The 24,279-nt window shown below is 67.9% G+C and carries 22 protein-coding genes; 15 read left to right on the top strand and 7 right to left on the bottom strand.

What is annotated here, in order from left to right:
* Positions 1-20 precede the first annotated feature (20 nt).
* Both B0I29_RS37045 and B0I29_RS37050 read left to right on the top strand, forming a co-directional pair.
* Positions 21-2,711, top strand: coding sequence for an alpha-amylase family glycosyl hydrolase (locus B0I29_RS37045; protein ID WP_111653822.1), 2,691 nt, complete (start codon positions 21-23; stop codon positions 2,709-2,711).
* 34 nt (positions 2,712-2,745) lie between these two features.
* Entirely contained in the window at positions 2,746-5,625 is a 2,880-nt protein-coding gene (locus B0I29_RS37050; RefSeq protein ID WP_111653823.1) for an Hsp70 family protein, read from the top strand.
* Here B0I29_RS37050 and B0I29_RS37055 read toward each other — a convergent pair.
* On the bottom strand, positions 5,607-5,954 hold the full coding sequence (locus B0I29_RS37055) for a DMT family transporter (protein WP_111653824.1): 348 nt from the start codon (positions 5,952-5,954) through the stop codon (positions 5,607-5,609). The two genes, B0I29_RS37050 and B0I29_RS37055, sit on opposite strands and share 19 nt — an antisense overlap.
* Positions 5,954-6,268, bottom strand: coding sequence for a DMT family transporter (locus B0I29_RS37060; RefSeq protein ID WP_111653825.1), 315 nt, complete (start codon positions 6,266-6,268; stop codon positions 5,954-5,956). Before B0I29_RS37060 ends, B0I29_RS37055 begins: the two co-directional genes overlap by 1 nt.
* A 79-nt stretch (positions 6,269-6,347) precedes the next feature.
* Between B0I29_RS37060 and B0I29_RS37065 the strand changes: the two genes are divergently transcribed.
* The 5 genes from B0I29_RS37065 (at position 6,348) to B0I29_RS37085 (ending at position 10,834) form a co-directional block, all read left to right on the top strand.
* The gene (locus B0I29_RS37065; protein ID WP_220091533.1) at positions 6,348-6,923 is read left to right on the top strand and encodes a TetR/AcrR family transcriptional regulator; all 576 of its coding nucleotides are present in this window, start codon (positions 6,348-6,350) and stop codon (positions 6,921-6,923) included.
* A gap of 38 nt (positions 6,924-6,961) precedes the next feature.
* On the top strand, positions 6,962-7,495 hold the full coding sequence (locus B0I29_RS37070) for a hypothetical protein (protein WP_111653826.1): 534 nt from the start codon (positions 6,962-6,964) through the stop codon (positions 7,493-7,495).
* A 54-nt stretch (positions 7,496-7,549) separates the two neighbouring features.
* Complete coding sequence (locus tag B0I29_RS37075) at positions 7,550-9,193, top strand: Na+/H+ antiporter (protein ID WP_111653827.1); 1,644 nt, start codon at positions 7,550-7,552, stop codon at positions 9,191-9,193.
* Positions 9,194-9,323: 130 nt separating this feature from the next.
* Entirely contained in the window at positions 9,324-10,328 is a 1,005-nt protein-coding gene (locus B0I29_RS37080; protein WP_111653828.1) for a fatty acid desaturase family protein, read from the top strand.
* Between the two features lie 119 nt (positions 10,329-10,447).
* Positions 10,448-10,834, top strand: coding sequence for a sigma-70 family RNA polymerase sigma factor (locus B0I29_RS37085; RefSeq protein WP_111653829.1), 387 nt, complete (start codon positions 10,448-10,450; stop codon positions 10,832-10,834).
* On the opposite strand, the gene B0I29_RS37090 is transcribed toward B0I29_RS37085, so the two are convergent.
* Entirely contained in the window at positions 10,812-11,570 is a 759-nt protein-coding gene (locus B0I29_RS37090) for a GAF and ANTAR domain-containing protein (protein ID WP_111653830.1), read from the bottom strand. The two genes, B0I29_RS37085 and B0I29_RS37090, sit on opposite strands and share 23 nt — an antisense overlap.
* A 27-nt stretch (positions 11,571-11,597) precedes the next feature.
* Complete coding sequence (locus B0I29_RS37095; protein ID WP_245973070.1) at positions 11,598-12,242, bottom strand: GAF and ANTAR domain-containing protein; 645 nt, start codon at positions 12,240-12,242, stop codon at positions 11,598-11,600.
* A 328-nt stretch (positions 12,243-12,570) separates the two neighbouring features.
* On the opposite strand from B0I29_RS37095, the gene B0I29_RS37100 reads away from it, so the two are divergent.
* The 3 genes from B0I29_RS37100 (at position 12,571) to B0I29_RS37110 (ending at position 16,796) form a co-directional block, all read left to right on the top strand.
* Positions 12,571-12,993 carry a hypothetical protein gene (locus B0I29_RS37100; protein WP_146617022.1) on the top strand — a complete coding sequence of 141 codons (423 nt, stop codon included), beginning with the start codon at positions 12,571-12,573 and terminating at the stop codon, positions 12,991-12,993.
* 155 nt (positions 12,994-13,148) lie between these two features.
* Positions 13,149-15,452: an IPT/TIG domain-containing protein gene (locus B0I29_RS37105; protein ID WP_111653832.1), complete on the top strand. Its 2,304-nt coding sequence runs from the start codon at positions 13,149-13,151 to the stop codon at positions 15,450-15,452.
* 90 nt (positions 15,453-15,542) lie between these two features.
* A complete protein-coding gene (locus B0I29_RS37110; RefSeq protein ID WP_111653833.1) occupies positions 15,543-16,796 on the top strand; it encodes a pentapeptide repeat-containing protein in 1,254 nt (417 codons plus the stop codon).
* Between the two features lie 10 nt (positions 16,797-16,806).
* Here the strand turns inward: B0I29_RS37110 and B0I29_RS37115 are convergent, their stop codons facing one another.
* A complete protein-coding gene (locus tag B0I29_RS37115; RefSeq protein WP_111653834.1) occupies positions 16,807-17,223 on the bottom strand; it encodes an SRPBCC family protein in 417 nt (138 codons plus the stop codon).
* 164 nt (positions 17,224-17,387) lie between these two features.
* Between B0I29_RS37115 and B0I29_RS37120 the strand changes: the two genes are divergently transcribed.
* The gene (locus B0I29_RS37120) at positions 17,388-19,073 is read left to right on the top strand and encodes an MFS transporter (RefSeq protein ID WP_111653835.1); all 1,686 of its coding nucleotides are present in this window, start codon (positions 17,388-17,390) and stop codon (positions 19,071-19,073) included.
* An 862-nt stretch (positions 19,074-19,935) separates the two neighbouring features.
* Positions 19,936-20,916: a S1 family peptidase gene (locus B0I29_RS37125; protein ID WP_111653901.1), complete on the top strand. Its 981-nt coding sequence runs from the start codon at positions 19,936-19,938 to the stop codon at positions 20,914-20,916.
* 7 nt (positions 20,917-20,923) lie between these two features.
* On the opposite strand, the gene B0I29_RS37130 is transcribed toward B0I29_RS37125, so the two are convergent.
* On the bottom strand, positions 20,924-21,580 hold the full coding sequence (locus tag B0I29_RS37130) for a TetR/AcrR family transcriptional regulator (protein ID WP_111653836.1): 657 nt from the start codon (positions 21,578-21,580) through the stop codon (positions 20,924-20,926).
* Positions 21,570-22,394 carry an SDR family NAD(P)-dependent oxidoreductase gene (locus B0I29_RS37135; protein WP_111653837.1) on the bottom strand — a complete coding sequence of 275 codons (825 nt, stop codon included), beginning with the start codon at positions 22,392-22,394 and terminating at the stop codon, positions 21,570-21,572. Before B0I29_RS37135 ends, B0I29_RS37130 begins: the two co-directional genes overlap by 11 nt.
* Before the next feature lie 28 nt (positions 22,395-22,422).
* On the opposite strand from B0I29_RS37135, the gene B0I29_RS37140 reads away from it, so the two are divergent.
* The 3 genes from B0I29_RS37140 (at position 22,423) to hppD (ending at position 24,279) form a co-directional block, all read left to right on the top strand.
* The gene (locus B0I29_RS37140) at positions 22,423-22,668 is read left to right on the top strand and encodes a hypothetical protein (RefSeq protein ID WP_146617023.1); all 246 of its coding nucleotides are present in this window, start codon (positions 22,423-22,425) and stop codon (positions 22,666-22,668) included.
* 46 nt (positions 22,669-22,714) lie between these two features.
* Positions 22,715-22,948, top strand: a complete 234-nt coding sequence (locus tag B0I29_RS37145; RefSeq protein WP_111653839.1) for a hypothetical protein — start codon at positions 22,715-22,717, stop codon at positions 22,946-22,948.
* A 137-nt stretch (positions 22,949-23,085) separates the two neighbouring features.
* Complete coding sequence (hppD, locus tag B0I29_RS37150) at positions 23,086-24,279, top strand: 4-hydroxyphenylpyruvate dioxygenase (RefSeq protein ID WP_111653840.1); 1,194 nt, start codon at positions 23,086-23,088, stop codon at positions 24,277-24,279.

Raw genomic sequence — 24,279 nt, forward strand, 5'->3', positions numbered from 1 at the left:
GCGGCCGGGGGTATACGCATATGTCGATCCGTCGCGCAGCTGCCGTGATCCTGTCCACCGTCCTGGCCGGCACGATGGCCGCCACACCTGCCGAGGCCGGCCGGAGCGAAGCGGGCCTGCACTCGCTGAGGGGCCCGGTCACCGACGAGAACTTCTACTTCGTGATGGCCGACCGGTTCGCCAACGGCGACACCGGCAACGATCGGGGCGGCCTGCCCGGCGATCCACTCGTCTCCGGGTTCGACCCGACTCGCAAGGGCTTCTACAACGGCGGCGACCTGACCGGGCTGCTGCAGCGCATCGATTACATCCGGGAACTGGGCACCACCTCGATCTGGCTGACGCCGAGCTTCACGAACAAGGCGGTGCAGCTGGAGGACGGCCCGTCGGCCGGGTACCACGGTTACTGGATCACCGACTTCACCCGGATCGACCCGCACCTGGGCACCAACGAGGAGCTGCGCGCGCTGGTCGAGTCCGCGCACCGCAAGGGGATGAAGGTCTACTTCGACATCATCACCAACCACACCGCTGACGTGATCGGTTACGAAGAGGGCGCCCGGATGCCCTATGTCAGCAAGGATGCCGAGCCGTATCGGACGGCGGACGGAAAGCCGTTCGACGATCGGGACTATCCGAACCCGTTCCCGACATTGAATTTCCCCTACACCCCGGTCCTCGACGAGAGCGAGAAAAACCTCAAGACGCCCGCCTGGCTCAACGACGTGAACCTGTACCACAACCGCGGCGACACCACGTTCACCGGTGAGAACTCCTATTACGGCGACTTCTTCGGCCTGGACGACCTGTTCACCGAGAACCCTCGCGTCGTCCGCGGAATGATCGACATCTACAAGACCTGGATCGCCGATTTCGGCATCGACGGGTTCCGGATCGACACGATGAAACACGTCGACGACGCGTTCTGGCAGAAGTTCGGGCCCGAGGTTCTTTCGTACGCCCGATCGCAGGGCAAACGCGAGTTCTTCATGTTCGGCGAGGTCTTCGACACGAGCCGTAGTTTCACCTCGCAGTACACCACCCGGAACCGGATGCAGGCGGTCCTCGACTTCCCGTTCCAGGCCGCGGCCCGCGATTTCGCCTCGAAGGGGACAAGCGCCGCCGACCTGGGGGAGTTCTTCGCTGGCGACGACTGGTACACCGACGCCGACTCCAACGTCTACGAGTTGCCGACGTTCCTCGGCAATCACGACATGGGCCGGATCGGCAACTTCGTGGTGACCGACAATCCGGGCGCTAGCGACGCGGAATGGCTGGCCCGGGACCGCCTCGCCCACGAGTTGATGTACTTCTCGCGCGGCAACCCGGTCGTCTATTACGGCGACGAGCAGGGATTCACCGGCCCGGGTGGTGACCAGGACGCCCGGCAGACGATGTTCGCGAGCCACGTTCCGGAATATCTCGACGACGACCTGCTCGGCACCGGTAGTACCCACGCGCAGGACAACTTCGTCCCCGGACATCCGCTCTATCAGGCGATCAGCGGTCTGGCGGCGGTGACTCGCCAGCATCCGGCTCTGCGCGACGGCGCCCACCAGAACAGATATGCCGAGGGCAATGTCTACGCGTTCTCCCGGATTGATCGCCGGCAGCAGCAGGAATACGTGGTGGCGCTCAACAACGGCGAGACGGCAACCACGGCAACGATTCCCACCTATGCGCGCGCCAATAATATAGAGCGCGTTTATGGCAACGGCAAGGCAAAAGCTAACGGTAAGAACATCACCGTCACCATTCCGCCGCTCTCCGCCGTCGTCTACAAAACGGGCAAGATCCCGTATTCACGAAAGGCACCCTCCGCCGCGCTGACGGTGGGCGCCGAGAGTCCCAGCCGGATCCAGGTCGCAGCAAACGTCGCCGGAGACTCCTTCTACGAAGTGACGTTCTACCAAAAAACCGGGAATAACGGCTGGGTGCCCATCGGCACCGACGACACCGCTCCCTATCGCGTGTTCCACGACGTCAGCGCCCTGAAATCCGGCACACCCGTCCACTACAAAGCGGTCGTCCTCGACAACGGCAACCACACCGCCATCAGCACCCCGGGAACCACCCGCGTCCCCGCCCCGAAACTCACGATCGAGGCACCCGCCGAGAACAGCAACGTCCGCGACCGCGTCGAAATCCGGGCCACCGCCGACCCGGAACGCGGCACGCACGTCGTCAGCTTCGACCGCAGCGTCGCCGGCGGACCGTGGACCCCGATCGGAACCGACAGTTCCTCACCGGCCTACACGGCTTTCGACGACCTCTCCGCGCTGAACCTGACAGCCGGCACCACTGTCCGATATCGGGCACGGCTGAACACCGCGGAGGCAATCCGGACCGTCCGATATGCCGGGCCGCCGTTGACCACGGCCACCCTGCACTACCAGCGACCGGCGGCCGATTACGACGGCTGGGGCCTGCACCTCTGGGGTGAATCCGTCGACCCGGCACTGCTCGCGACGATCGGCTGGGACCGGCCGATGCCACCCACCCGGATCGCCGGCGGATGGGCGGAATACGACATCGCCCTGGCAGACGACACGAAGCCGGTCAATTTCATCATGCATCTGCCGAACGGTGACACCGTGCCGACAAGCCGCGAACCGGGCGGTGACCGATCATTCCTACCCATCGACAACGCTGACGTATGGATAAAGCAGGGCGATCCCACCGTCTACACGAGTCCGCCGCCCGGAGGATGAGGACGGTAGCCGTCAACCCCTAAGGTCTTAAGACGTGACAGCGGACTACGGCCTGGGCATCGATCTCGGCACCACCCACACGGCGGCGGCCGTGCTGACCGGTGGGCGGGTCGAGTCTGCCCGGCTGGGCGCACGCCGCATGGAGATCCCGTCGGCGGTGTTCGTCAAGGAGGACGGCGGCCTTCTGGTCGGCGAGGCCGCCGAGCGGCGCGGCCAGGACGAGCCGGGCCGCCTCGCCCGCGAGTTCAAACGACGCCTCGGCGACTCGGTGCCGATCCTCGCCGGCGGCATGCCGTTCTCCGCCCACGCGCTGACCGGCAAGCTGCTGCGATACGTCCTCGACACCGTCACCCGCCAGCAGGGCGGCCCGCCCGCGTCGGTCGAGCTCACCTACCCGGCGCACTGGGGTCCGTACAAACGCGAGCAACTCGACCAGGCGATCCGGCTCGCCGACGTCGGTCCGGTGCATCTGCTCAGCGAGCCGGAAGCGGTCGCGCGCTGGCGAGGCCTCGCGCCCGGCGAGACCGCCGCCGTCTACGACCTCGGCGGCAGTAGCTTCGACGTGGCCGTGATCCGCCGCGAGGGCGACTCCTTCACGCTGCTCGGCACTCCCGAAGGCGTTGATCAACTCGGTGGCGGCGATTTCGACGCGGCCGTTTATGCCCATGTTCTCGGCGCGCTCGACGGCGTCGACCTCACCGATCCGGAAACGGCGCCGGCCCTCGCCCGCCTGCGCCGCGACTGCATCGAGGCCAAGGAATCCCTGTCGTTCGACACCGAGGTGACAGTTCCGGTCGCGCTCCCCGGCCGGCACACCCGCGTGCACATCACCCGGTCCGACTTCGAAGCCCTGATCACCCTCGCGATCCGCGACACCGTCGACGCCACCCAGCGCGCCTTGCGCTCCGCCGGCGTCAAACCCGAACAGCTCAGCGGCATCCTCCTGGCCGGCGGCTCGTCACGGATTCCGCTGGTGGCGAGGGTGCTCACGGAAGAGTTCGGCCGCCCCGTAGTGATCGACGCCCACCCCGAACTGAGCGTCGCCCTCGGCGCCGCCTCCGTCGCCGTCCCCGCCTCGATCGCCCTCTCCTTCGGAGCAGGCGATGGTCACTCTCGGTCAAACACCTTCAACGGTACGGAAACAGCGGCCTCCCCGGACTCGCCATCCGTTCCCGGGGCAACCGCGAGCAATGGCATCGCACCCACCGTCGAATCCGCTTCCGAAATCTCCCGCGCCGAGTCGATAGTGGCCGTCTCCAACGGCGGCCCCCCGACCGAAACCGCCGCCACCGAACCAGCCCCGACAGCCCAGGCCCCGACAGCCCAGACCCAGGCTCCGACGGCCCCGGCCCAGGCCCCGACATCGCCGGCTCCGGTTCAAGCGCAGGCCCAGCCGCCCGTTCCGGCCCAGGCGGCACCGGTTTCTTCACCGCCCGCGAACCGCTGGGATCCCCGGGAATTCCCTCCGCGCCCAGCGCACAAGCAGGACTTCACCGACCTGCGCGAGCCCGTCGACCCCTGGGCCGCCGCCGAAGCCGAAGCCCACGCCGCAGCCCTGGAAGCCGCCCAGGCCGCAGCCCTGCCGATCTCGCCCGCGCCGGCCTCGTTCGCGCCGTCCTCTCCGGCCGCCGCCTTCGCGCCGACAACACCCGCGGCCACAGTGCCCACGCCGGCATACCCCGCGCCGGCATACCCCGCGCCCACAGGGCCCACGCCGCCGGCACACCCCGCGCCCACGACGCCCGTGCCGATGACGCACGCCCCGGTCTCCTCGACCGTGCCGCTGTCACCCGCGGCTCCGGATGCCACCAGGACGGCCGGCACGACCGTACCCATGTCTGGCTCGTCGGGGTCTGATGGTGATTTTGAGCCGAGCACCCAGTTCATCCCCGCCACCTATGGCGCGGGATCACCGCCCGTGCCTCCCGCGCGGCGCAAGCGAACGATGCTGGTCTCCGGCGCCGCGGCGCTCGTCCTGGTCGCGGCCGCGATCGGCATCGTCCTGTCGAACCTCGGCTCGAAGGACGACGACGCTGCCAAGGGCACCACCCCGGGAGCCTCCACCGCGGCATCCGCCGTGCCGGGCGCGATCCCGGCGGCGAACCTGCTGGTCCGGGTGGACACCGGCGGCGAGATGAACACGGACACCTGGAAGACCCGGATCCAGTACCTCAACGCGGCCGACGGCAGCCGGCGTGACCTGCCCGGCAGCGTTCCCGGCGACACGCTGCCGCGCTGGTCCAACGACCGCCAGCAGATCGCCCTGACGAACCGGGTCGGCAACACGGCCACGATCTACGTGATGAACCGCGACGGCGGCGATCGGCGCCCGCTGGTCGAGGACGTCACCGGCGGCCGGGTGGTCTGGTCGGCGGACGACACCGAGGTGGCGTACGTCAAGAAGGTCGGCGAGGTCAGCCAGATCTTCACGATCCCGGTCGCCGGCGGCGAGCCCCGGCAGCTGACCACGTCGGACGCCGCGAAGGACGACCCGATCTACTCCGGTGACGGCACGTCGATCATCTACTGGGCCGCGCAGGACGGTGTCCGCTCGCTCTTCGAGCTGAACCTCGCCGACCCGCAGGAGCCCGGCACCCGGCTCACCGACGCCGAGCTCGGTGACTCCCTGGACCCGGCGGTTTCCCCGGACGGCGCGCACATCCTGTTCACCAAGAAGGTCGACGGCGAGAACTACGACATCTGGGCGATCGCCGCGGACGGCTCCAACGCCCAGCCGGTCACCGAGGACGAGGCTCGCGAGATGGACCCGACCTGGTCACCGGACGGTGCGTGGATCGCGTACACCCGCGGTGACCTCAACCATCCGCAGATAGTGATCGAGCGGATGGACGGCTCCGACGAGCAGACCCTCACGAAGGGCAGCGCCCGCGAGGGTCATCCCTGCTGGTTCTGAACCGGTTTCTCCGGCGCCTTGACCAGCTTCAGACCGATCACGGCGCCGACGATGCCGCAGAGGAAGACGATCTTCATCGCGCTGACCGCCTCGTGGCCGGTCAGCATCGCGTAGGTGACGGTCAGTGCGGCGCCGAGCCCGGTCCAGATCGCGTACGCCGTGCTGATCGGGATGTGTTTGGTGGCCCAGCCGAGGGTGGCCATGCTGAGCGTGATGCCGACACCGAAGACCACCGTCGGCAGCGGCCGGCTCAGGCCGTCGCTCTGGCCGAGGGCGGTCGCCCAGACGGCTTCGAGCACGGCGCTGACGAGAAGGACGATCCAGGGCATCAGCTGACCACTTTCAGTCCGACGACGCACCCGATCAGCACGGTCAGCAGCGCTGCCCGGGTGAGGGTGAGCCGTTCCACCTTGCGCAGCACGGCCAGCACGACGGTCAGCACGGCGCCGATCCCGACCCAGACGGCGTAGGCGGTCCCGGTCGGCAGGGTCCGCATCGCGTACGCCAGACCGACCATGCTGAGCACGATCGACACCGCGAAGAGTGCGGTCGGCCGCACCTTGCGCAGCCCTCCGGAGGCGCCGAGGGCGGTCGCCCAGACCGCCTCCAGCAGTCCGGACACGATGAGCACGGTCCAGGCCATGGGAACCTCACTTCTTTTCCGTACGACTGTGCGACTAAAGGTATAGCACGTTTCCGTACGACTGTGCGACTATTTCTTCATGCCCCGGATCCTGGACGCCGCCGCCCGTGACCGTGCCGTCATCGACGCCGCCTGGCAGGTGATCGCCCGCGAGGGCATCACCGCGCTGACCGTGCGCCGGGTGGCCGCGCAGGCCGGGCTGGCGCCGAGCTCGCTGCGATACACGTTCCCGAGCCAGGCCGTGGTCCGGGAGAAGGCGATCATCGCGGTCTCGGAACATCTGTCCGGACGCGTCGCTGCCTTGCCTGCCGGCCTCACCGGCCGCGCCTGGGCCCGTGCCGCCCTGCTCGAACTCCTGCCGCTCGACCAGCAGCGCCGCCTCGAGATGGAGGTCTTCCTCGCCTTCGGTATGGCCGCGCTGGCCGACGAGACGCTGCAGCCGCTCTGGAACGCCACGGACGCGGTCGTCCGCGACGTCTGCGCCCGGGCGATCGAAGCCGCCAAGGGAGAGGCTGCCGGTGGAGAGGCCGGGCCGCATCTCGATCGGCTGCATGCCCTGGTCGACGGGCTGGCCTTCCACCTGCTGGTCCGCCCCGACCAGCAGGACGGCTGGGCACAGACGGTGATCGACCGGGAGCTGGACAGCTTGCTCTGAGGTGCCAGACTCGTGTCCCCATAGGACGAAGGGGTGGCATGCTCGCCGAACACGTACGTGACGTCGCGATGACCGCGGTGATCTTCGGATTCTTCGCCACCACGTGGTTCGGCTGGGCACAGGAGGACCCGCCGCGCGGCTGGCGGCCGTTCCTGATCGCCGGCACGGTCGCCGCCGTGATCACCGCGGCTGCCGGCGGGCGGATCGCCTCGCAGCACTGGACCGCCACCGTCTTCGACGAGGACACCAGCCGGACGTTCGGCATCGTCGTCGGCATCGAGTTCGCCGCGGCCGCCGCCGGGTCCGTGGTCCTGGCCGTGCTGCGCCGGCGCGAACTGATGTCCGCGTGGATCGCCTTCGTGGTCGGTGTGCACCTGTTCCCGGTCGCCGCGATCCTCGGGTACCCGTTCATCTACGTGATCGCGGTTCTGGTGACGATCGTCTCGCTGGTGGGCGTACCCATCGCCCGTGCCCGAAATGTCGCGCCGAGCGCGATCGTCGGCGCGGGTTCCGGCGCGTCTCTGCTGGTCGGGGCGATCTTCTCGGCGGTGGCCGCGGCGATCATCGGCTGACACGCCCGTCCGCCATCCGCACGTCCTTCCGGCGCCGATCCGGGAGGATGAGGCATGAGCGTCGAGCACTTGCTGGCTTTCGTCCTGGCCGCCGTCGCGGTCGTCGTCCTGGTGCGGTGGATCGCCAACCACACCGGGCTGCCGGCCGCCGCGATGCTGCCCGTCATCGGCGTCGGGTACGCGCTGCTCCCGGGACCCAACATCTCGCTCGACCCCGACGTCGTCCTGACGTTCGTGCTGCCGCCCCTGCTCTACAGCGCGGCACTGGACTCCTCACTGCTGGGTATCCGCCGCAATCTCCGTACCGTAGTGAGTCTTTCCGTGGTCTTGGTTCTGTTGACCGCGTTGCTGATCGGCCTGGGTTTCGCGTGGTTCGTCACCGGCGCGACCCTGGCCGCCGGCATCGCGGTCGGCGCGGCGGTCGCGCCACCTGACCCGGTGGCCGCCCTCGCGGTCGGTCGCAAGGCCGGACTGCCACCCCGGATCGTCACGCTGATCCAAGGTGAGGGGCTGCTCAACGACGCCACCGCGCTGACCATCCTGAGCGTCGCCGTCGCGGCGGCGGTCGGCGGCGATTTCTCGGCGACGTCCGCGCTCGGCCAGTTCGTGATCGCCGCGGTGGGTGGCGTCGTGGTCGGCATGGTGGTCGCCTACGTGGTGCGGATCCTGTCCCGGCCGATCAGTGGCGACCCGCTGATCGCCAACGCGGTCTCGCTCAGCACCCCGTTCTGCGCCTACCTCATCGGCGAGGAGATCCACGTCTCCGGCGTGCTCGCGGTCGTGGTGGCCGGGCTGATCGTCGGGCACCACCGGCCGAGGGCGGCGTCCGGCGCGGGACGCCTGCAGACCAGCGCGGTCTGGCGGCTGGTCGACTTCCTGCTCGAAGGCCTGGTGTTCCTGCTGATTGGCCAGCAGCTGCCGGCCGTGGTCCGCGGCCTCGCGAAATACGACACCAGCACCATCGTCATCGCCGTATCGATCACGGTCGGCGTGGTCCTGCTGCTGCGCCCGCTGTGGCTGGTGCTGACCCAGTCGCTGCCGCGATCGCTGCACACCTGGCTCGGCAACGACCGGTCGGACAAGGGTGAGGAGCCGCTGACCGGCCGCGAAGTGGTCGCCATGAGCTGGACCGGCACCCGCGGCGTGATCAGCCTTGCCGCGATCTTCACGATTCCGCTGGTCACCGAGAGCGGCGAGCCGTTCCCGGATCGCGACCTGCTGCTGTTCTGCACGTTCGTGGTCGTGCTGGTCACGCTCGTCGGCCAGGGACTGACCTTCGGCCCGCTCGTGCGAGCGCTCAAGCTGCGCGCCGACGACAACGACCAGGCAAGGGTACGCAACGAAGCCCGCTCCGCCTCGGTCGAAGCGGCCCTGGGAGCCCTGGACGACCTGGAGGCCGAGGAGCACGACGACATCCATACCCAGGTCATCGACACGATGCGCAAGCAGTTGCGTACCCGGCTGACCCGGTACCGGGGCCGGCTGGCGCTGCTGCGCAAGAGCGACTCCGACGTCACCCCGGTCTCACCGATGTACGAGGCCGCCCTGCACGTACGCCGGGTGGCGATCGACGCCCAGCGCACCGAACTGCTGCGGTGGCGTGACTCCGGCCAGCTCCCCGACGAGGGCCTGCGCGTCCTGGAACACGAGTTGGACCTGGAGGAACGCCTGCTGCCCGACCGCCCGGTCCGGCGGTGACGGCGTTTGCTCGATCGCCGGACGGGGTACTTTCCGCGCGATAAAGTGGCTGTCCGGACTCCGCAGCCTCGTCCAGTGCCGCTCCCGGCCGACGTCATCGTGGCCGGGGCACGTCGCGAGGGAGTCGCCGATGCAGTCCACACGTACAACCGGGAGCGACTTCGCCGCTCTGAACCGGCAGATCTCCGAGGCCGGCCTGCTGGAACGGCGGCCGGCCTACTACGCCGTACGCGGTGCCGTGGTGGCCGCGATGTTTGTGGCCGCCTGGACGGCCCACTTCCTGATCGGCTCGTCGTGGTGGCAGCTCGCCGTCGCCGGGTTCGTCGGCATCGCGTTCTCCCAGGTCGCCCTGCTGGCCCACGACATCGCCCACCGGCAGGTGTTCCGCACGCGAGGCACCAGCGCGGTGGTCGGGCGGATGGTGGCGAACGTCGGCGTCGGGATGAGTTACGGCTGGTGGATGGAGAAGCACACCCGCCACCACACGAACCCCAACCACGACGAGCTCGACCCGGACGTGCAGCCTGAGGTCCTGATCTGGGCCACCGAGTCGGCGTTGGGCCGGCGCGGGCTGGCGGGTTTCGTCAACCGGCACCAGGCGGGGCTGTTCTTCCCCCTGCTCACGCTGCTCAGCCTCGACCTGCGGATCTCCAGCATCAAGGCGCTGCGGCGGCCCGGGATGAAACGCCGCGGACTGGAAGCCGGACTGATGGCGCTGCACGTGGTCGCGTACGTGACAGTGCTGCTCGTGGTGCTGTCGCCGTGGCAGGCGCTCGCGTTCTTCGCCGTGCACCACGCGGTTTTCGGGGTCTATCTCGGGATGACGTTCGCACCCAACCACAAGGGGATGCCGCATCCCACCGGGGATGAGGACTATCTGCGCAAGCAGGTGCTGACCTCGCGCAACGTCAACGGGGGATGGATCATCGACGCGGCGCTCGGCGGGCTGAACTATCAGATCGAGCACCACCTGTTCCCGGCGATGCCGACGCCGAATCTGCGCAAGGCGAAGCCGATCGTGAAGGCGTACTGCCTCGCGGCCGGCGTCTCCTACGAAGAGACGAGCCTGATCGAGTCGTACCGGCAGGCGTTGCGTCACCTGCACGAGGTAGGCGCACCGTTGCGTGCCTCGTAGTACCTCTCCCAATGGGGGAGATCGGTCGCTGGACATCACTCGGACGCCGTAGCGTTAGCGCTCGAAGCACGTCGCTCCAGACTCCGGCGGCGATAACGTCACCTCGTCCTGGAGTCAGCATGAGTAAGGTCGCTCGTGGATTCGCGCCGTCCGTCGAGGACGGCGTTCTGATCGAGTGGATTTCGCAAGGCAACAAGCCCGCGTTCATCGCGCTGTTCGACCGCACGTCGGCGGACGTCCGCGCCGTGCTGTCGGTGCTTCCGCCGGGAATCGGGCAGCGGGACGAGGTTCTGGCGGCCACGTACCTCGAAGTGTGGTGGCTGGCGGGATGTCACAGCGAGCCGGGCATCGACGCGGTCGCGTGGCTTTTCGGGATCGCCCAGCGCCGCATGGCGGAACTCCGTGGCCTTGTCGACGGCGTCGTCGCCAACCCGCGGCCCAGTTACGCGCAGCTGGAGCTCGCCGCGCTGCTCGGCCGCCCGGTCAGCTCCGTGGTGGGGTTGTAGGCCCGTTCGACGGCGCCATGCCGGGCAGGCTCGGCAGATCGGTGACGATCAGGTTCGCCACCTCGGTGAGGCGCCTGTTGTTGTTCCGGGCGTACGCGCGGATCCGCAGGAACGCCTCGTCGGGGGTGACGCCGTGAATCTGGGCGATCGCGCCCTTGGCCTGCTCGATGATGATCCGGCTGTTCAACGCCCCCTGCAGCTGCTCGGTCAGCACCTCGTTGCGTCGGATCGTGCGTTCCTGCATCAGGCCGATGGTCGCCACGTCGGCGAGCGCCTGCATGATCGGGACATCGTCGGGTTCGAAATCTCCACCGGCATTGGTGCCGAAGATGTTGAGTGCGCCGATCACCTGGGAACGCAGCCGTAGCGGAAACGCGTGCACCGACCGGAAGCCTGCCTCCGCCGCCCGCGGCGCGAAGCGCGGCCAGCGGGCCGCCGCGGCCGCCAGGTCGACGTTGATGACCGACGTGCCCGTCCGGAACGCCTCCAGACAGGGGCCCTGGTCGTTCTGGAGCTGGAACAGCTCCACCAGGCGGACGTTCTCGTCGGAGCCGGCCACGAACTCCAGCCGGCCGTGCTCGTCGGCCAGCATCAGCCCGGCCGCCGCCGCTCCGACCAGGTTGCGGGCCCGGTCGGTGAGCATGTGCAGGAACTCCAGTAGATCGAACTCGTCGACAAGGGTATCGGCGGCCTCCACGAAGATCGTGGCGAGCCGTTCAGCCGAGACAGTGCTCATGCCGTACCTTTCGGAAGCTCTGGATCTTCATTCTTTGTGCCCGTCCAATCGCAGCGTTCGGTTGACGACATCGCGTGCGACATCTTCGAGACGACGGTTCTCGGAATAGGCGTAAGCCCGCATCCGCAGGAGCGCCTCAGCGATCGACACCCCTAACTGCATCATGACCATGCCCTGTGCTTGGAACAGCTCGGCGCGGTGGCCGACATCCAGGAGCCCGGTGCCGTTACCGTCACGCTTGAGCTTTTCCTCCTGCGTGTCCAGCAGCATCTCGACGGTGACGTCCGCGAAGGTGAAAGCCATCCGCAGCTCCGCCTCCGTCAACGGTCCCACCCGATCACGGAAGATGTCCATGACCCCGAGCCGTGCGGCACCCACCTGAAGCGGAAACGCGAAAACGGCGCGGACCCCGTTGTCATGGGCGGCGGGTGCGTACATCGGCCATCGGTAGTTGGCGGCGTCAGCCAGATTGGCGGCGAGAACCGGCCGGCGAGCGGCGAACGCATCGATGCAGGGTCCCTCACCCAGGACAAACTGCAATTCTTCGGTACGCCCGATCGCCTCGTCCGAGGTAGCGGACACCCCGAGCGTCCCGTCGGCGGTCATCACACAGATGCCCGCCCCGGAAGCTGACACACCCTCGGCGGCCGCGCGGCAGACCCGCTGCAGCACATCGAGGTGCTCAGGCTGCCCGTCGATCAGGTGGCGAACCGTGCTCCGATAATCACCCTCGCCGTTTGCCGAGGTCATGACGCCGCGGACTCCGGGCATGCATGGGCAGTGGCACGCTCCAGTGCCGGCATTACCGTCCCCTTCCCGGCACACACGCCAGGGGCTGGGGCGGGATGAGCCTGCTCTACGCTCCCACCTTACGCTGGCCCACCCGAAATGGCCGCATCCCAATGGGGGAACTTCGTCCACATCGGATCAGGCCACGTCCCGCGATCCATCGCTCATGGTGTGACCTGGGCGGTTCGCCGGTCAGCGTATGCTCCACGGCGTGAGTGACCTGTTGAAGACCCATATCCAGAACGTTCTGGAAGCCAACCACGCCGACGCGGGCAAGATCCGGCAGCGGATCACCGAGCTGGAGGGTGAGGGCCGGCGGATCGTCACCGGCGGGCAGCTCGACGACGAGGCCTGGGACATCATCGACTGGCGGACCAACGAGATCCTCGCCGCCGGCAACGACGGGCTCGATGGGTACGAGGCCGCGGGCAAGGACCTCGACCCGAGCGACAACTGGGTCCACTTCGACCGCATCCTGCAGGACCTGGGCGTGACCTACGTCGAGACCCCGGGCCTGCCGGAGAGCCTCGCCAACCTGATCGAGGACTGGGCCCTCGCCAGCGACGCCGACGAGGTCGCGCAGGTCATCGGCTGGGCAGAGGACAAGATCGAGGAGTACCAGGCCGAAGCGTAAGACCGCTTCGCGCGTACCAAATGGGGTGGGCCCTGAGCGGGCGGGAACCGCTCAGGGTGACCCTGGTGAGGCGTTCTCGGTAACAGCGAGGGCGGGGTCGGCTACGGTCGAATCGCCCTGATTTCACCCCATGCTGTTGTCTGCGGGAGCGGGTCATGCTGACCTTGTCGCGTTTTGTCACCGCCGTGTTCGTGCTGGTCGCGATGGTTTTGATGCCTCCCGGGGCGGCCATGGCGCAGCTCGCCGCTCCCAGCATCGATTCGTTCTCACCGGTGGTCGTCTCCGGTGGCGGGACGGTCACGGTGCAGGTCAGCAACCTCGACGCGGAACCGGCTGCGGTCAGCGTCACGATCAACGGCGCGGCCGCGACAGTCGCGTCGCGGACCGCGAGCAGCCTGACGGTCACCGTGCCGAGCGGTGTCGGCGGCGGCAAGATCGCGGTGACCACGCCGTCCGGGACCGCGACCAGCAGTGCGGACCTGTTTGTGCTGCCGGGGCGCGTCAGCGCGGCGGACGTGGGCGGCACCGGCCGGATCACCGTCGGGACGAAAACCACGCTCAGCGTTCCCGCGGGCAAGACTTTGGTACGCCTGTTCGACGACCTGCTCGCCGAACGGTTCGCCGTGCTGATCGAGGCGAATTCGCCCAGTTCGTGCACGTCGACGTTCGATCTGCGGGTCTATGACACCCGGCTCGGGCAGACCGGTGCCGTCTCGTGTTTCGGCAGCAACGGGCAGCTCGACACGATGCCGCCGGTGAGCGTGCCCGGCGTCCGGACGCTGATCGTCAAGAACACCTCCTCGTCGGCGGCGACGCTCGACGTGACGATCTACAAGGTGCCCGCCGACGCGGACCTGGGCACGCTGCCGCTCGATGGCACCGCCAAGACCGTGACGATCAGCAACCCGGGACAGAACGGATACCTGTCGTTCACCGGCACGTCCGGCCAGCGGATCTCGGTGCAGACGTCGAGCGCCTCGGCCGGGTTCGGCTGCTGCTACGTGACCTGGGGAATCTATTCGGCGAGTGGGACGCGGATCGGGTCGTCGAAGGCCGGCAACGACTTCCTCGACGCGGTCACGCTGCCCGCGGCCGGCACCTACCAGCTGCGCATCGACCCGGCCGAGCTGCGGACCGGATCGATCACCGCGCAGGCCTGGGCGTTCACCACCGACGCCGACCTCGGCGGGCTCACCCTCGACGGCACCGCCAAGACGGTGACGCTCAGTGAAGCGGGTCGCAACGGGTACCTGACGTTCGCCGGCACCGCCGGCCAGAAGGTCGTGGTCCAGGCGACCGGCCTGTCGGCGTCACTGTCCTGCTGCTTCCTGACGTGGGGGCTGTACGCCGCCGACGGCACCCTGGTCGGCGCGCTGAAGAGCGGAAACGACTTCCTCGACACGGTGACCCTGCCTGCGGCAGGCACCTATCAGTTGCGCCTGGACCCGGCCGGGGTACGCACCGGATCGATCACCGTCCAGGCCTGGAGCGTGACCGCCGACGCCGATCTCGGCACCCTGACGCTGGACGGGACCGCGAAGACGGTGGCGTTCACCAACCCCGGACGCAACGGATACCTGTCGTTCGCCGGTACCGCGAACCAGACGGTGACCGTGCAGGCCAGCGCGGCGTCGGCCGGGTTCGGGTGCTGCTATGTGACGTGGGGCGTCTACAACCCGGACGGCACGCGGCTCGGCTCGGCCAAATCCGGCAACGACGTGGTTCAGGTGGTGCTGCCGACGGCCGGTACGTATCAGTTGCGCCTTGACCCCGCCGAAGCGCGGACCGGGACGATCGCGCTTGCCGCCTGGACGATCACCGTGGACACGAACTTCGGGACGTTGCCGCTCGACGGCACCGCGAAGTCGGTCACGCTCAGCACGCCGGGGCACAGCGGTTACGTGTCGTTCGCCGGAACCGCCAACCAGAAGGTGTCCGTGCAGGTGTCGAACGCGTCGACCGACCTGCTGTTCTACCTGAACTGGGGTGTCTACACGTCGGGTGGAACCCTGGTCGGCACCGGGCGGGTCGGCAACGACTTCCTGGAATCGGTGACCCTGCCGTCGGCCGGGACCTACCAGGTACGCCTGGCGCCGGCCGACGGGCGTGCCGGGTCGGCGACGCTGAACGCCTGGACCGCGTCGGCCGACCTCAACCTGGGGACGCTGACGCTGGACGCGGTCGCCAAGACGGTGTCGCTCAGCACGCCCACGGTGAACGGGTACCTGTCGTTCACCGGCACCGCCAATCAGACGGTGACCATCAACGCGAGCAACGCGACCGGCGGGCTGCCGTGCTGCTACGTGACGTGGACGATCAAGCGGCCCGACGGGACCGTGCTGGCGACGAAGGTCGGCCAGGACGCGGTGACGCTGACACTGCCGTCGGCGGGGGTCCACCAGATCTACATCGACCCGGCGGAGGGCCGGACGGGGTCGCTGACGTTCACGGCGTCCTGAGTCCGTTGCGATCGGCTCAGCCGTCACCACGAAGTGCGAATAGCAGCTCTTCGGTACGGCTGAGCCGAGCGTGATCATGATGATGGCGGCATGAGCAGACTGGTTCCGTGGACCCGTACCGTGGTCGGCTTACTCGCCGCCGGCATCCTCCTGGATCTCCGGTTCTGGACCTGGCCCTGGGCCAGAGCGGCTTCTCTCCTGGACGACCACCTGCTTTTCGTCCTGTTCGCCGTACCCGCTCTGCTGGTGGCCGCGGCACCTGCCCTCTTGCGCCGGCGGGCGGCCGCATGGACGTACCAGTCCCGCGCGGTCATCGAGGAACCGAAGTGCCCCTGGCTGCTGAGCTATCCCGGGGTGGGCATCGTGGTCGCACTCGTCGCGACCGTGGGAGTCGTGGCGCTGATGTCGATGATGTCGTTGGCGTCTTCGGCGGTGAAGGGTGCGCAGCCCGGCCTCCAGATCGAAGTCATCAAGTCCGGGCTCGGACTCTTTGCCGCCAGTGGAGCGGTGGCAGCACTCCTGCTCGCACTTCGCCGGCAACGTCATGTGGAACTCGCCCAGGTGCATACCGAACTGGACGCGACCGAACGCCGCTTCACCGACCTGTACACCAAGGCTGTCGAACAACTCGGTTCGGCTGACGCCGCCGTGCGGCTCGGTGGCCTTTACGCCCTGGAACGGGCTGCTCAGAACGACATCGGACAGCGGCAGACCATCGTGAACGTCCTGTGCGCCTATCTGCGGATGCCGTACCAGCCGCCTGTTGCTGCTGCCGCCGTCGGAGGCCGCGCCCACGAGGTGAACGGCGACCTGCCGGTGGAACTCCCACTCGGTTCCGGCGAGCGGCAGCCTCAGGATGGGCGGGATGCGAAGCTGGAATTTCAGGTCAGGCTGACCGCACAGGGAATTCTCACCCTGCATCTCACCTGCCCGCTCGATCCCGCGTACGACATGGTCAGATTCTGTCCTCCGAGCAGGACATCTGATTTCTGGCCGTTCCTGGACATCGATCTCACCGGGGCCACCCTCATCGACTGGGCGTTGCCGCAGGGTTATGTCAGCAAAGCTCTGTTCGAAAACGCGGTCTTTGTCGGGCGTACCGTCTTTGATGGGGTTGCCTTTGCCGGTGAGGCCCGATTCGGCGGAGCGCGATTCGACGGCGAAGTCCGGTTCGACGACGCGGTTTTTCATGGCGTCGCCAGCTTCGCCGACGTGCGGTTCGCGGAGCCTCCGTCCTTCAACGATGCCAGCGCCGAGTCGCAGAGCACGCGGTCGGACGTGTGGCCTCCCGGTTGGCGTCTCGGGCAGAGTGATTCGCGGTTCACGAAGCTCGTCCACGAATAGAGGCGGCCGCCTAGCTGTCCGATCCGGTGCCTTCCAGAACAGCTTTGATCTCGGCGATGCCTCGCTCGACGCGGGGGTGGACCAGCGCCGCCATCGCGTGCGGGAGGACGTCGGTGGTCCAGACGAGGCGGCTGCGGCTGTCGTCTTTTTCGAAGACCTGGAAGGCCGCGTGGTGGTAGGTCAGGGGCATCCGCTGGCCTTCGACCACCGTGTACGCCATCCGGCGGATGTCGTGGTCGACCGCCACGATGAGCTCGCGGACCTGGTGGCCGTCCGGCATGGTCAGGATGCGGTTGTCGCCTTCGATGACGGCGTTGGTGACCCGGCCGGGCAGCAGGCGCTGGTGGACCGCGCCCACGTCGGCGACGGCCTCCCAGACGCGGTCGGCGGGGACGTCGATGGTGGTTTCTACGCGGATGGTGGCCACGCGGCATGGTAACGGTAGGGTCTTGCTTGAGCTGACGTTCCAGTCCGACCTGTCTGGCGGCTCGCTGATTCTTGGCGGAGCTTGTGCTGACAGGTCGGATTTTTTGTGTCCCGGGTGTTGTCCGGTTCTTTGTTCCCGCCGCTGTCGCCCGGCTGGGTGTGGCGATGAGTGGGCTCGCGGTTTTCTGGACGGTTCATGGGGCGTCCGGTTCGTTCGGGCGGGCGGGTGCGGCCACCGGGGCGTTCGCTCTCGCGGATGCGGTGGTGGGTCCGCAGATCGGACGGTTGGTCGACCGGTGGGGTCAGCGCCGGGTGGTGCCCGTGACGACGGCGGTGTTCGTCGTCGCTGTCATCGCGTTACTGAACGCCGGTCCGCTGACTAATATAGGTATTTTTGCGGATATAGGTCTTTTATTGGATATCGGGCTGCCTGGTTTGGTAGGTGCGGCCCTTCCGCCGGTTGGGGCGCTCTCGGCCGCACGATGGCGGGTCGCGGTGGACGACATGAGAGCCGCGTTGTCGATCGACGGCGCTCTGAACGACGCGGTCTTCCTGGCCGGACCGGTGCTGGTGACCACGCTCGGCGCGGGGGTCACGCCGTGGTCGGGGCTCGCGCTCGCGGCGACTCTGGTGGCGGCGGGCATGCTGGGCCTGCTGACGGCCACGGCAACCGAACCACCGCCGGGAGGATCGGCACAGGGCGTCCTCGTCGACCGCCGGCTGTTGAACCGGCGCTTCCTGTCGCTGTTCGCCGCGAACCTGGCCATGGGATTCTTCTTCGGCGGCATCGGTGTGGCGATCACCGGGTTCGCGTTCGCGCACGGCTCCGGCGCGTTCGCCGGTCTGATCACAGCGGTTGCCGGAGCGGCCAGCCTGGTGGCCGGCCTCGGATACGGAAGTCTTCACGGTCGCCCGCTACCCACCATGAGAGCGGCGAGCATCGTCATCACGGTCGGCTGCGGGTTGCTCGCGCTGACGCCCGGCCTGCCGGCCATGTTCGCCGGATATGCCCTCGTCGGCGGGTGCGTGGCTCTCGTGCTGATCCCCGGCGCGATCCTGCTCCAGGAAGCCACCGCGAGCGAGGTCTACACCCAGGCGATGACCTGGATGAACTCGGCGAGCGCGATCGGCATCGCCGTCTCCGCCCCGCTGATCGGGTACGTCGTCCAGCATCACGGCTGGCCGGCCGGGTTCGTGGCGCTCGCGGTGCTCACTGCCACCCTGCCGTTGACCTTGCTGACTTATAGGGTGGAGTCCATGGATTCCCCGGAAGAAGACGTCCTCGACCGGATCCGGCAGGGGCTGCTCTACACCGAGTCCGAGGCGGCGTTCCAGAACCCGCGGCGGCGAGCGGACCTGGTCTTCGAATACAACATCACCCGTCCCGGCGACGAGGAACAGCGCCGGTCGCTGCTGGAGCGCATCCTGGGCTCGGTCGGTGCTCGTACCGTGCTGCTGTCGCCCTTTCATGCCGGCTTCGGGAGCAACGTCCATATCGGGGACGATTTCTTCGGCAACGTCAACCTGACGTTCGTCGACGACGTGGAGATCCGCATCGGCGACGGCGTGATGATCGCGCCGGGCGTCACGCTGACCACGACCGGCCATCCGATCCACCCGGATTTGCGTGTCGATTTCCGGCGCTTCTCCGAGCCGATCGTGATCGAGGACAAGGTCTGGATCGGCAGCAACGTGGTCGTGCTCCCCGGCGTCCGCATCGGCTACGGCTCGGTCATCGGCGCGGGCAGCGTGGTGAGCCGCGATATCCCGCCGATGTCGGTTGCCGTCGGCGTCCCGTGCCGGGTGGTTCGCTCGATCACCGAAGAGGACCTCAAAAACGGTACGTCGTAAGCCTGGGGCCACTTACTCTCCAGCCCGAGCCGTCCGGCTGGCGGTCAGTCGGTCCAGGGGCTGCTTGGTCCAGGGGCCGGCTCGTCCAGCGGCTGGGTTCGGTCTGGTTGGCGGGGCCGACGGCATCACGCCGGGAGCATTCCGCCCGGTGTGTGTCGAGTTGAGGCCCGCCTCGCACCCGAAATCGACACAGGGCAGGCGGTTCGCAGGGTGTGTGTCGATTTTGGGGGCGTAGCGAACCCGAAGTCGACACACCCGCTCTGGCCTGCGCGATCTTGGGCCGTGGTTCCCGCCGGGGTGTGGTTAGGGGACCACGATCGCGGCGGGAGGCCCGGGAATGGATGGGCGATCACGACCGAGCGCTCATTGCCAGCGGATTTCCATTGACCAGCAGTGTCAGCACTGACAACCAGCTGGGCCGGCCGGCCGGCCGGACGCGGGAGCGGGCCCGGCCACAGCGTGGGCCCGAACTCTTCGGAGGTGGTCAGGTCGCGGCGTGGATCAGATCGCACGTAACGCCACCGTGTGCCCGGGGCTACGCCCAGGCCGTGATGAAGTCGCACAGACCCGCAACCGTGCGACCTCATCCAAGCCAAACCGAGCTCACCGTGGGCTCTTGACCTGGTTCCACGTGGCTGACGTCGAGCACCTGGCTTTCTCCGGCGGCCTGTGCCGAGATGCCGAATAGCGAGTGGCCGCCGGGAAGCGGAGGATCGCTCAAGACCTGCTGCTGCCGGCGTGGAGACCTCGGAATCCGGGTGTGACGTACTGGTTTCTGGGTTTTGTGAACGGGATTCGGTTGGGATCCGTCATTGGAGTAGGGGTTGACGTGACGAACTAGCGTGCCGGGACGGTGACGAAGATGTGGAAGCTGCTGACGACTCTCCTTGCGATACCGCTGGGAGCGCTCGCGGCGGCCTCACCCGCCCACGCCATCGCCAATGGTGAGAGCGTGCCTGATGGGCGGTACCCGTTCGCGGTGAAGCTGATCGACAACGGGATTCCGACGGAGGACGGTGGCAGCCGGGACAGTTCCTGTTCGGGTGGGCTGGTGTCGCCGCACTGGGTGCTCACGGCCGGGCACTGTTTCAAGGACGCCGACGGTCGTCGGGTGTCACGGCCGGTTGCCGAGGAGTCGCTCGCGGCGGTGGGGCGTACCGATCTGACCGGTGAGGGCGGGCATCTCGTCGAGGTGGTCGAGGTCCGGCAGCACGGCAAGGCCGACGTCGCTCTGGCCCGGCTGGACACGGCGATCACTGACATCACCCCGCTGCGGCTCAATCGCAAGCGTCCGGCCGCGGGCCAGGAGGCCCGCTTGGTGGGGTACGGCTTCACGAAGGCCACCGCCACGAAGACGCCCGATCGTCTGCGCACCGGGGAGTTCGAGGTGAGCAGCGTGAGTACGACCGAAATGGGCCTGTCCGGGGCGTCGCCGAAATCGAACACCAGCCCGTGCGAGCGGGACTCCGGCGGGCCGTACTTCACCGAGGCCGGCGACGGCACCGCCGTGATCGTCGGGGTGGTGAGCCGTGGGCCGGCGTGCCCGCACACCGGCGCGGACATCGCGACCCGGGTGGACGCGGTGGCGCCGTGGATTCTGTCGATCATCAAGTCGGACCTGAAGACGGCAAGCCCGTCACCGTCACCGAGCGTCAAGAAGTCAACGGCCGGCAAGCCGCGGTCGAGCGCGGTGGCCGCACCGGCAGCTCAGCAACCCGGTGTTCCCGCGGCGCTGACGCTGCCACCGGCGGCGCTGCTGTCGGTCCCGGTCGCCGTGATCGGCCTGGTGATGGCGAGGCGCAGCAAACGCCGTTATCGCGGCCGCCGCCGATCAAACTGGTAAACGAAGGTCACGCTGGGGACAGAGCCAGCAGCCCGGTCACCGTTACCCGCAGGGCTCGGCCGAGGCGTTCCGGGAAGTCGACCCGTGAGTGCGCCAGCCGGGGATCGCTGACCGCTTCGGCCACCGCCGGCGCGGGGTTGGCGAACGGCCACAGTCCACACACCAGCAGGATCATCAAGGAAACCAATTCTCGCGCGTTCTCGTTGCTGAGCTGCTTTACGCGTACCGAAAAAAGGTCTGCCAATCGCGCCTGCAAGGCGCTGTGGGTGATTTTGAAGTCCCGGACCGTGTCGGCGGAGATGTTGCGTTCGAGTTCGGTGCCGAGGGCGCTCCACAGCTCGCAGAGCAGCGGGCGGCGGGCGAGTGATGCCGCGAGGGCGTCCGCGAAAGGAAGCGGCGACCCGGTGGGCAGCTCGGCGGGCAGGACTGTCAGCCAGTCGTCGATCTCCTGGTTGAGCAGGGCGAAGAAGACGGCCTCGCGGGTCTCGAAGTAGCGCACCACGTTGGTCTTGGACAGGCCGACCCGGCGGGCGAGCTCGCGCAGGCTGATCTCGCTGAGCGGCATCTCGGCGAGGAGTTCCGCCGCCACGCCGAGGATGGCGCGGCGGCGTGCCTCGCGCTGCTCAGGGCTGCGAGCGCGCTGAAAGTCGAGGTCAGCTGTCATGGACGAAGGTTACCGACTCGCTCACCGCCCGCCATGCGGCGTCGGTCTTGGCGAGGGTTTCCGCCTGGGCCTGGGCGACGGCGTACGCGTCAGCGCCCAGCAGCAGGTGCAGCGGCGGCTCCGGGTGCGCGACCAGGTCGATCAGCACCTGCGCGATCTTGGCCGGGTCGCCGGACTGGTTGCCGTCGGCGGCACGGAGGCGTTCCACGGCGGGTTCGATGACGGGGACGTAGGGCGCGCTGATCGGGTGGGTGGACATCGACGCGCCGGCCCAGTCGGTGCGCATGGCGCCGGGTTCGGCGATAGTCACCTTGATGCCGAAGGGTGCGACCTCCTTCGCCAGGACCTCGGAGAACCCGCCGACCGCCCATTTCGCCGACTGGTACGCGCCGAGGCCGGTACTGCCGACCCGGCCGCCGACCGAGGAGACCTGGACGATGTGGCCGGAGCCCTGTGCGCGCAGGACGGGCAGCGCGGCGCGGGTCACGTTGACGACGCCGAAGAAGTTGGCGTCGATCTGCGCGCGGAACGAGTCCTCCGGCATGTCCTCGATCGAGGCGACGTCGGCGTATCCGGCGTTGTTGACGACGACGTCGAGGCGTCCGAAGGCGTCGATCGCGGCGGCGACGGCGGCACGGGCTGAGGCGGGGTCGGTCACGTCGAGTGCGACGGTGCGGAGGCGGTCATTTTGACGTTCTTTTTTAACGGCCCGGCGGGTGGTGGCGACGACCCGGTCGCCGGCGGCGAGGACGGACTCGGCGAGTTGCCGGCCCAGTCCGCGTGATGTGCCTGTGATCAGCCAAACCTTGCTCATGGGATGTCCTCAGGGTTCTAAGAGTCCAGTGGAACCTTACGAGGGCAACGTTAAGAGGCCACTGGCCTTTTACCAAATGCTTGCGACCCGGATCACCATGCGCGGCGAAAACCAGAGGTCCGGCCGGTGCCTGCCGATCAACGCCGTCATGCCGAAGTTCGAACGTCTGACGTTTCCGCCGGCGCAGCCGGACGCCCGCCTCGCCCGCATCATCCCGCTGTCCGGGCGCATCACGCGGAGGGCTCCGCGGGATCCGTTGAAGGAGCTGGTGTGACCACGGTGACGCGTGACGATCCGCGCCGCCGGGTACTCGCGGGCTCATGGCTGACGCAACTTTGATCCGGATCCGGGAGACCGCCGAGGCTTACGCCGAGGCGGTCCGGCAGACCCAGCGGTACTTCGAGCGCATCGGTGACACCGATGACCCCAGCGTGCTGATCGAGTACGCGGAGCTGGTACGCGTCGAGGACGCCGCCCGGGAAGATCGTCTCGACGCGCTCACCGACGCCGGCCTGCGGGCGGCCAGCTTTGACACGAACGAGTCCGCCGACTGAACAACCTGACCAGTACCAGCGGGTACCTTGCCGCACATCTGTGCAATCTGCCGAGCCAGAAATGTGCTTGTTGCGCAGCCCACAAGGCGTTGTCCAACCTGTGAGACATCAGAGGTTGTCCCGCCGAAGGGAGCACGATGTCCGTCAACGACACGCTGACCAACGAAGAGCGGCTCGCCGAGCTCGACCTCGACACACTCAAGCAACTGGTCGGGCTCGTCGAGTACGACTCCGGCGGCGATCCGTTCCCGGTCACCGGCTGGGATGCGATCGTCTGGGCGGTCGGTAACGCCACGCAGACCTCGCACTTCTTCCAGTCCGCGTTCGGCATGGAGCTGATCGCGTACTCGGGGCCGGAGACCGGCAACCGCGACCACATGTCGTACGTGCTCAAGAGCGGCGCGATCCGGTTCGTCGTGCAGGGCGGGGTGGACCCGGACAGCCCGCTGATCGCCCATCACGCCCGGCACGGCGACGGCATCACCGACATCGCCCTGGCGGTGCCGGACGTCGACAAGTGCGTGGCGCACGCCCGGGCGCAGGGCGCGAAGATCCTCGAAGAGCCGCACGACGTCACCGACGAGCACGGGACCGTGCGGATCGCGGCGATCGCGACGTACGGCGACACCCGGCACACCCTGGTCAACCGGGATCGGTACACCGGGCCGTACCTGCCCGGATATGTGACTCGCACGTCGTCGCGGCCGGCCAAGAAGCGGATCTTCCAGGCTCTCGACCACATCGTCGGCAACGTCGAGCTCGGCGCCATGGACGAGTGGGTCGACTTCTACAACCGGGTCATGGGCTTCACCAACATGGCCGAGTTCATCGGCGACGACATCGCGACCGATTACTCCGCGCTGATGTCGAAGGTCGTCGCGTCCGGCAACCACCGGGTGAAGTTCCCCCTCAACGAGCCGGCGCTCGGCAAGAAGAAGTCGCAGATCGACGAGTACCTGGAGTTCTACCGTGGCCCCGGCGCGCAGCACCTCGCGCTCGCCACGAACGACATCCTGCGCGCCGTCGACGAGATGGTCGCGGCAGGCGTCGAATTCCTGAACACCCCGGACTCCTACTACGAGGACGCCGAGCTTCGGGAGCGGATCGGCAACGTACGGGTGCCGATCGAGGAGTTGCAGAAGCGCGGCATCCTGGTCGACCGGGACGAGGACGGTTACCTGCTGCAGATCTTCACGAAGCCGACCGGTGACCGGCCGACGGTGTTCTTCGAGATGATCGAACGGCACGGCTCGCTCGGGTTCGGCAAGGGCAACTTCAAGGCGCTGTTCGAGGCCATCGAGCGCGAGCAGGCCAAACGCGGGAACTTCTGA

Origin of the sequence: Actinoplanes lutulentus (assembly GCF_003259845.1) — a bacterium.
Lineage (GTDB): Bacteria > Actinomycetota > Actinomycetes > Mycobacteriales > Micromonosporaceae > Actinoplanes > Actinoplanes lutulentus.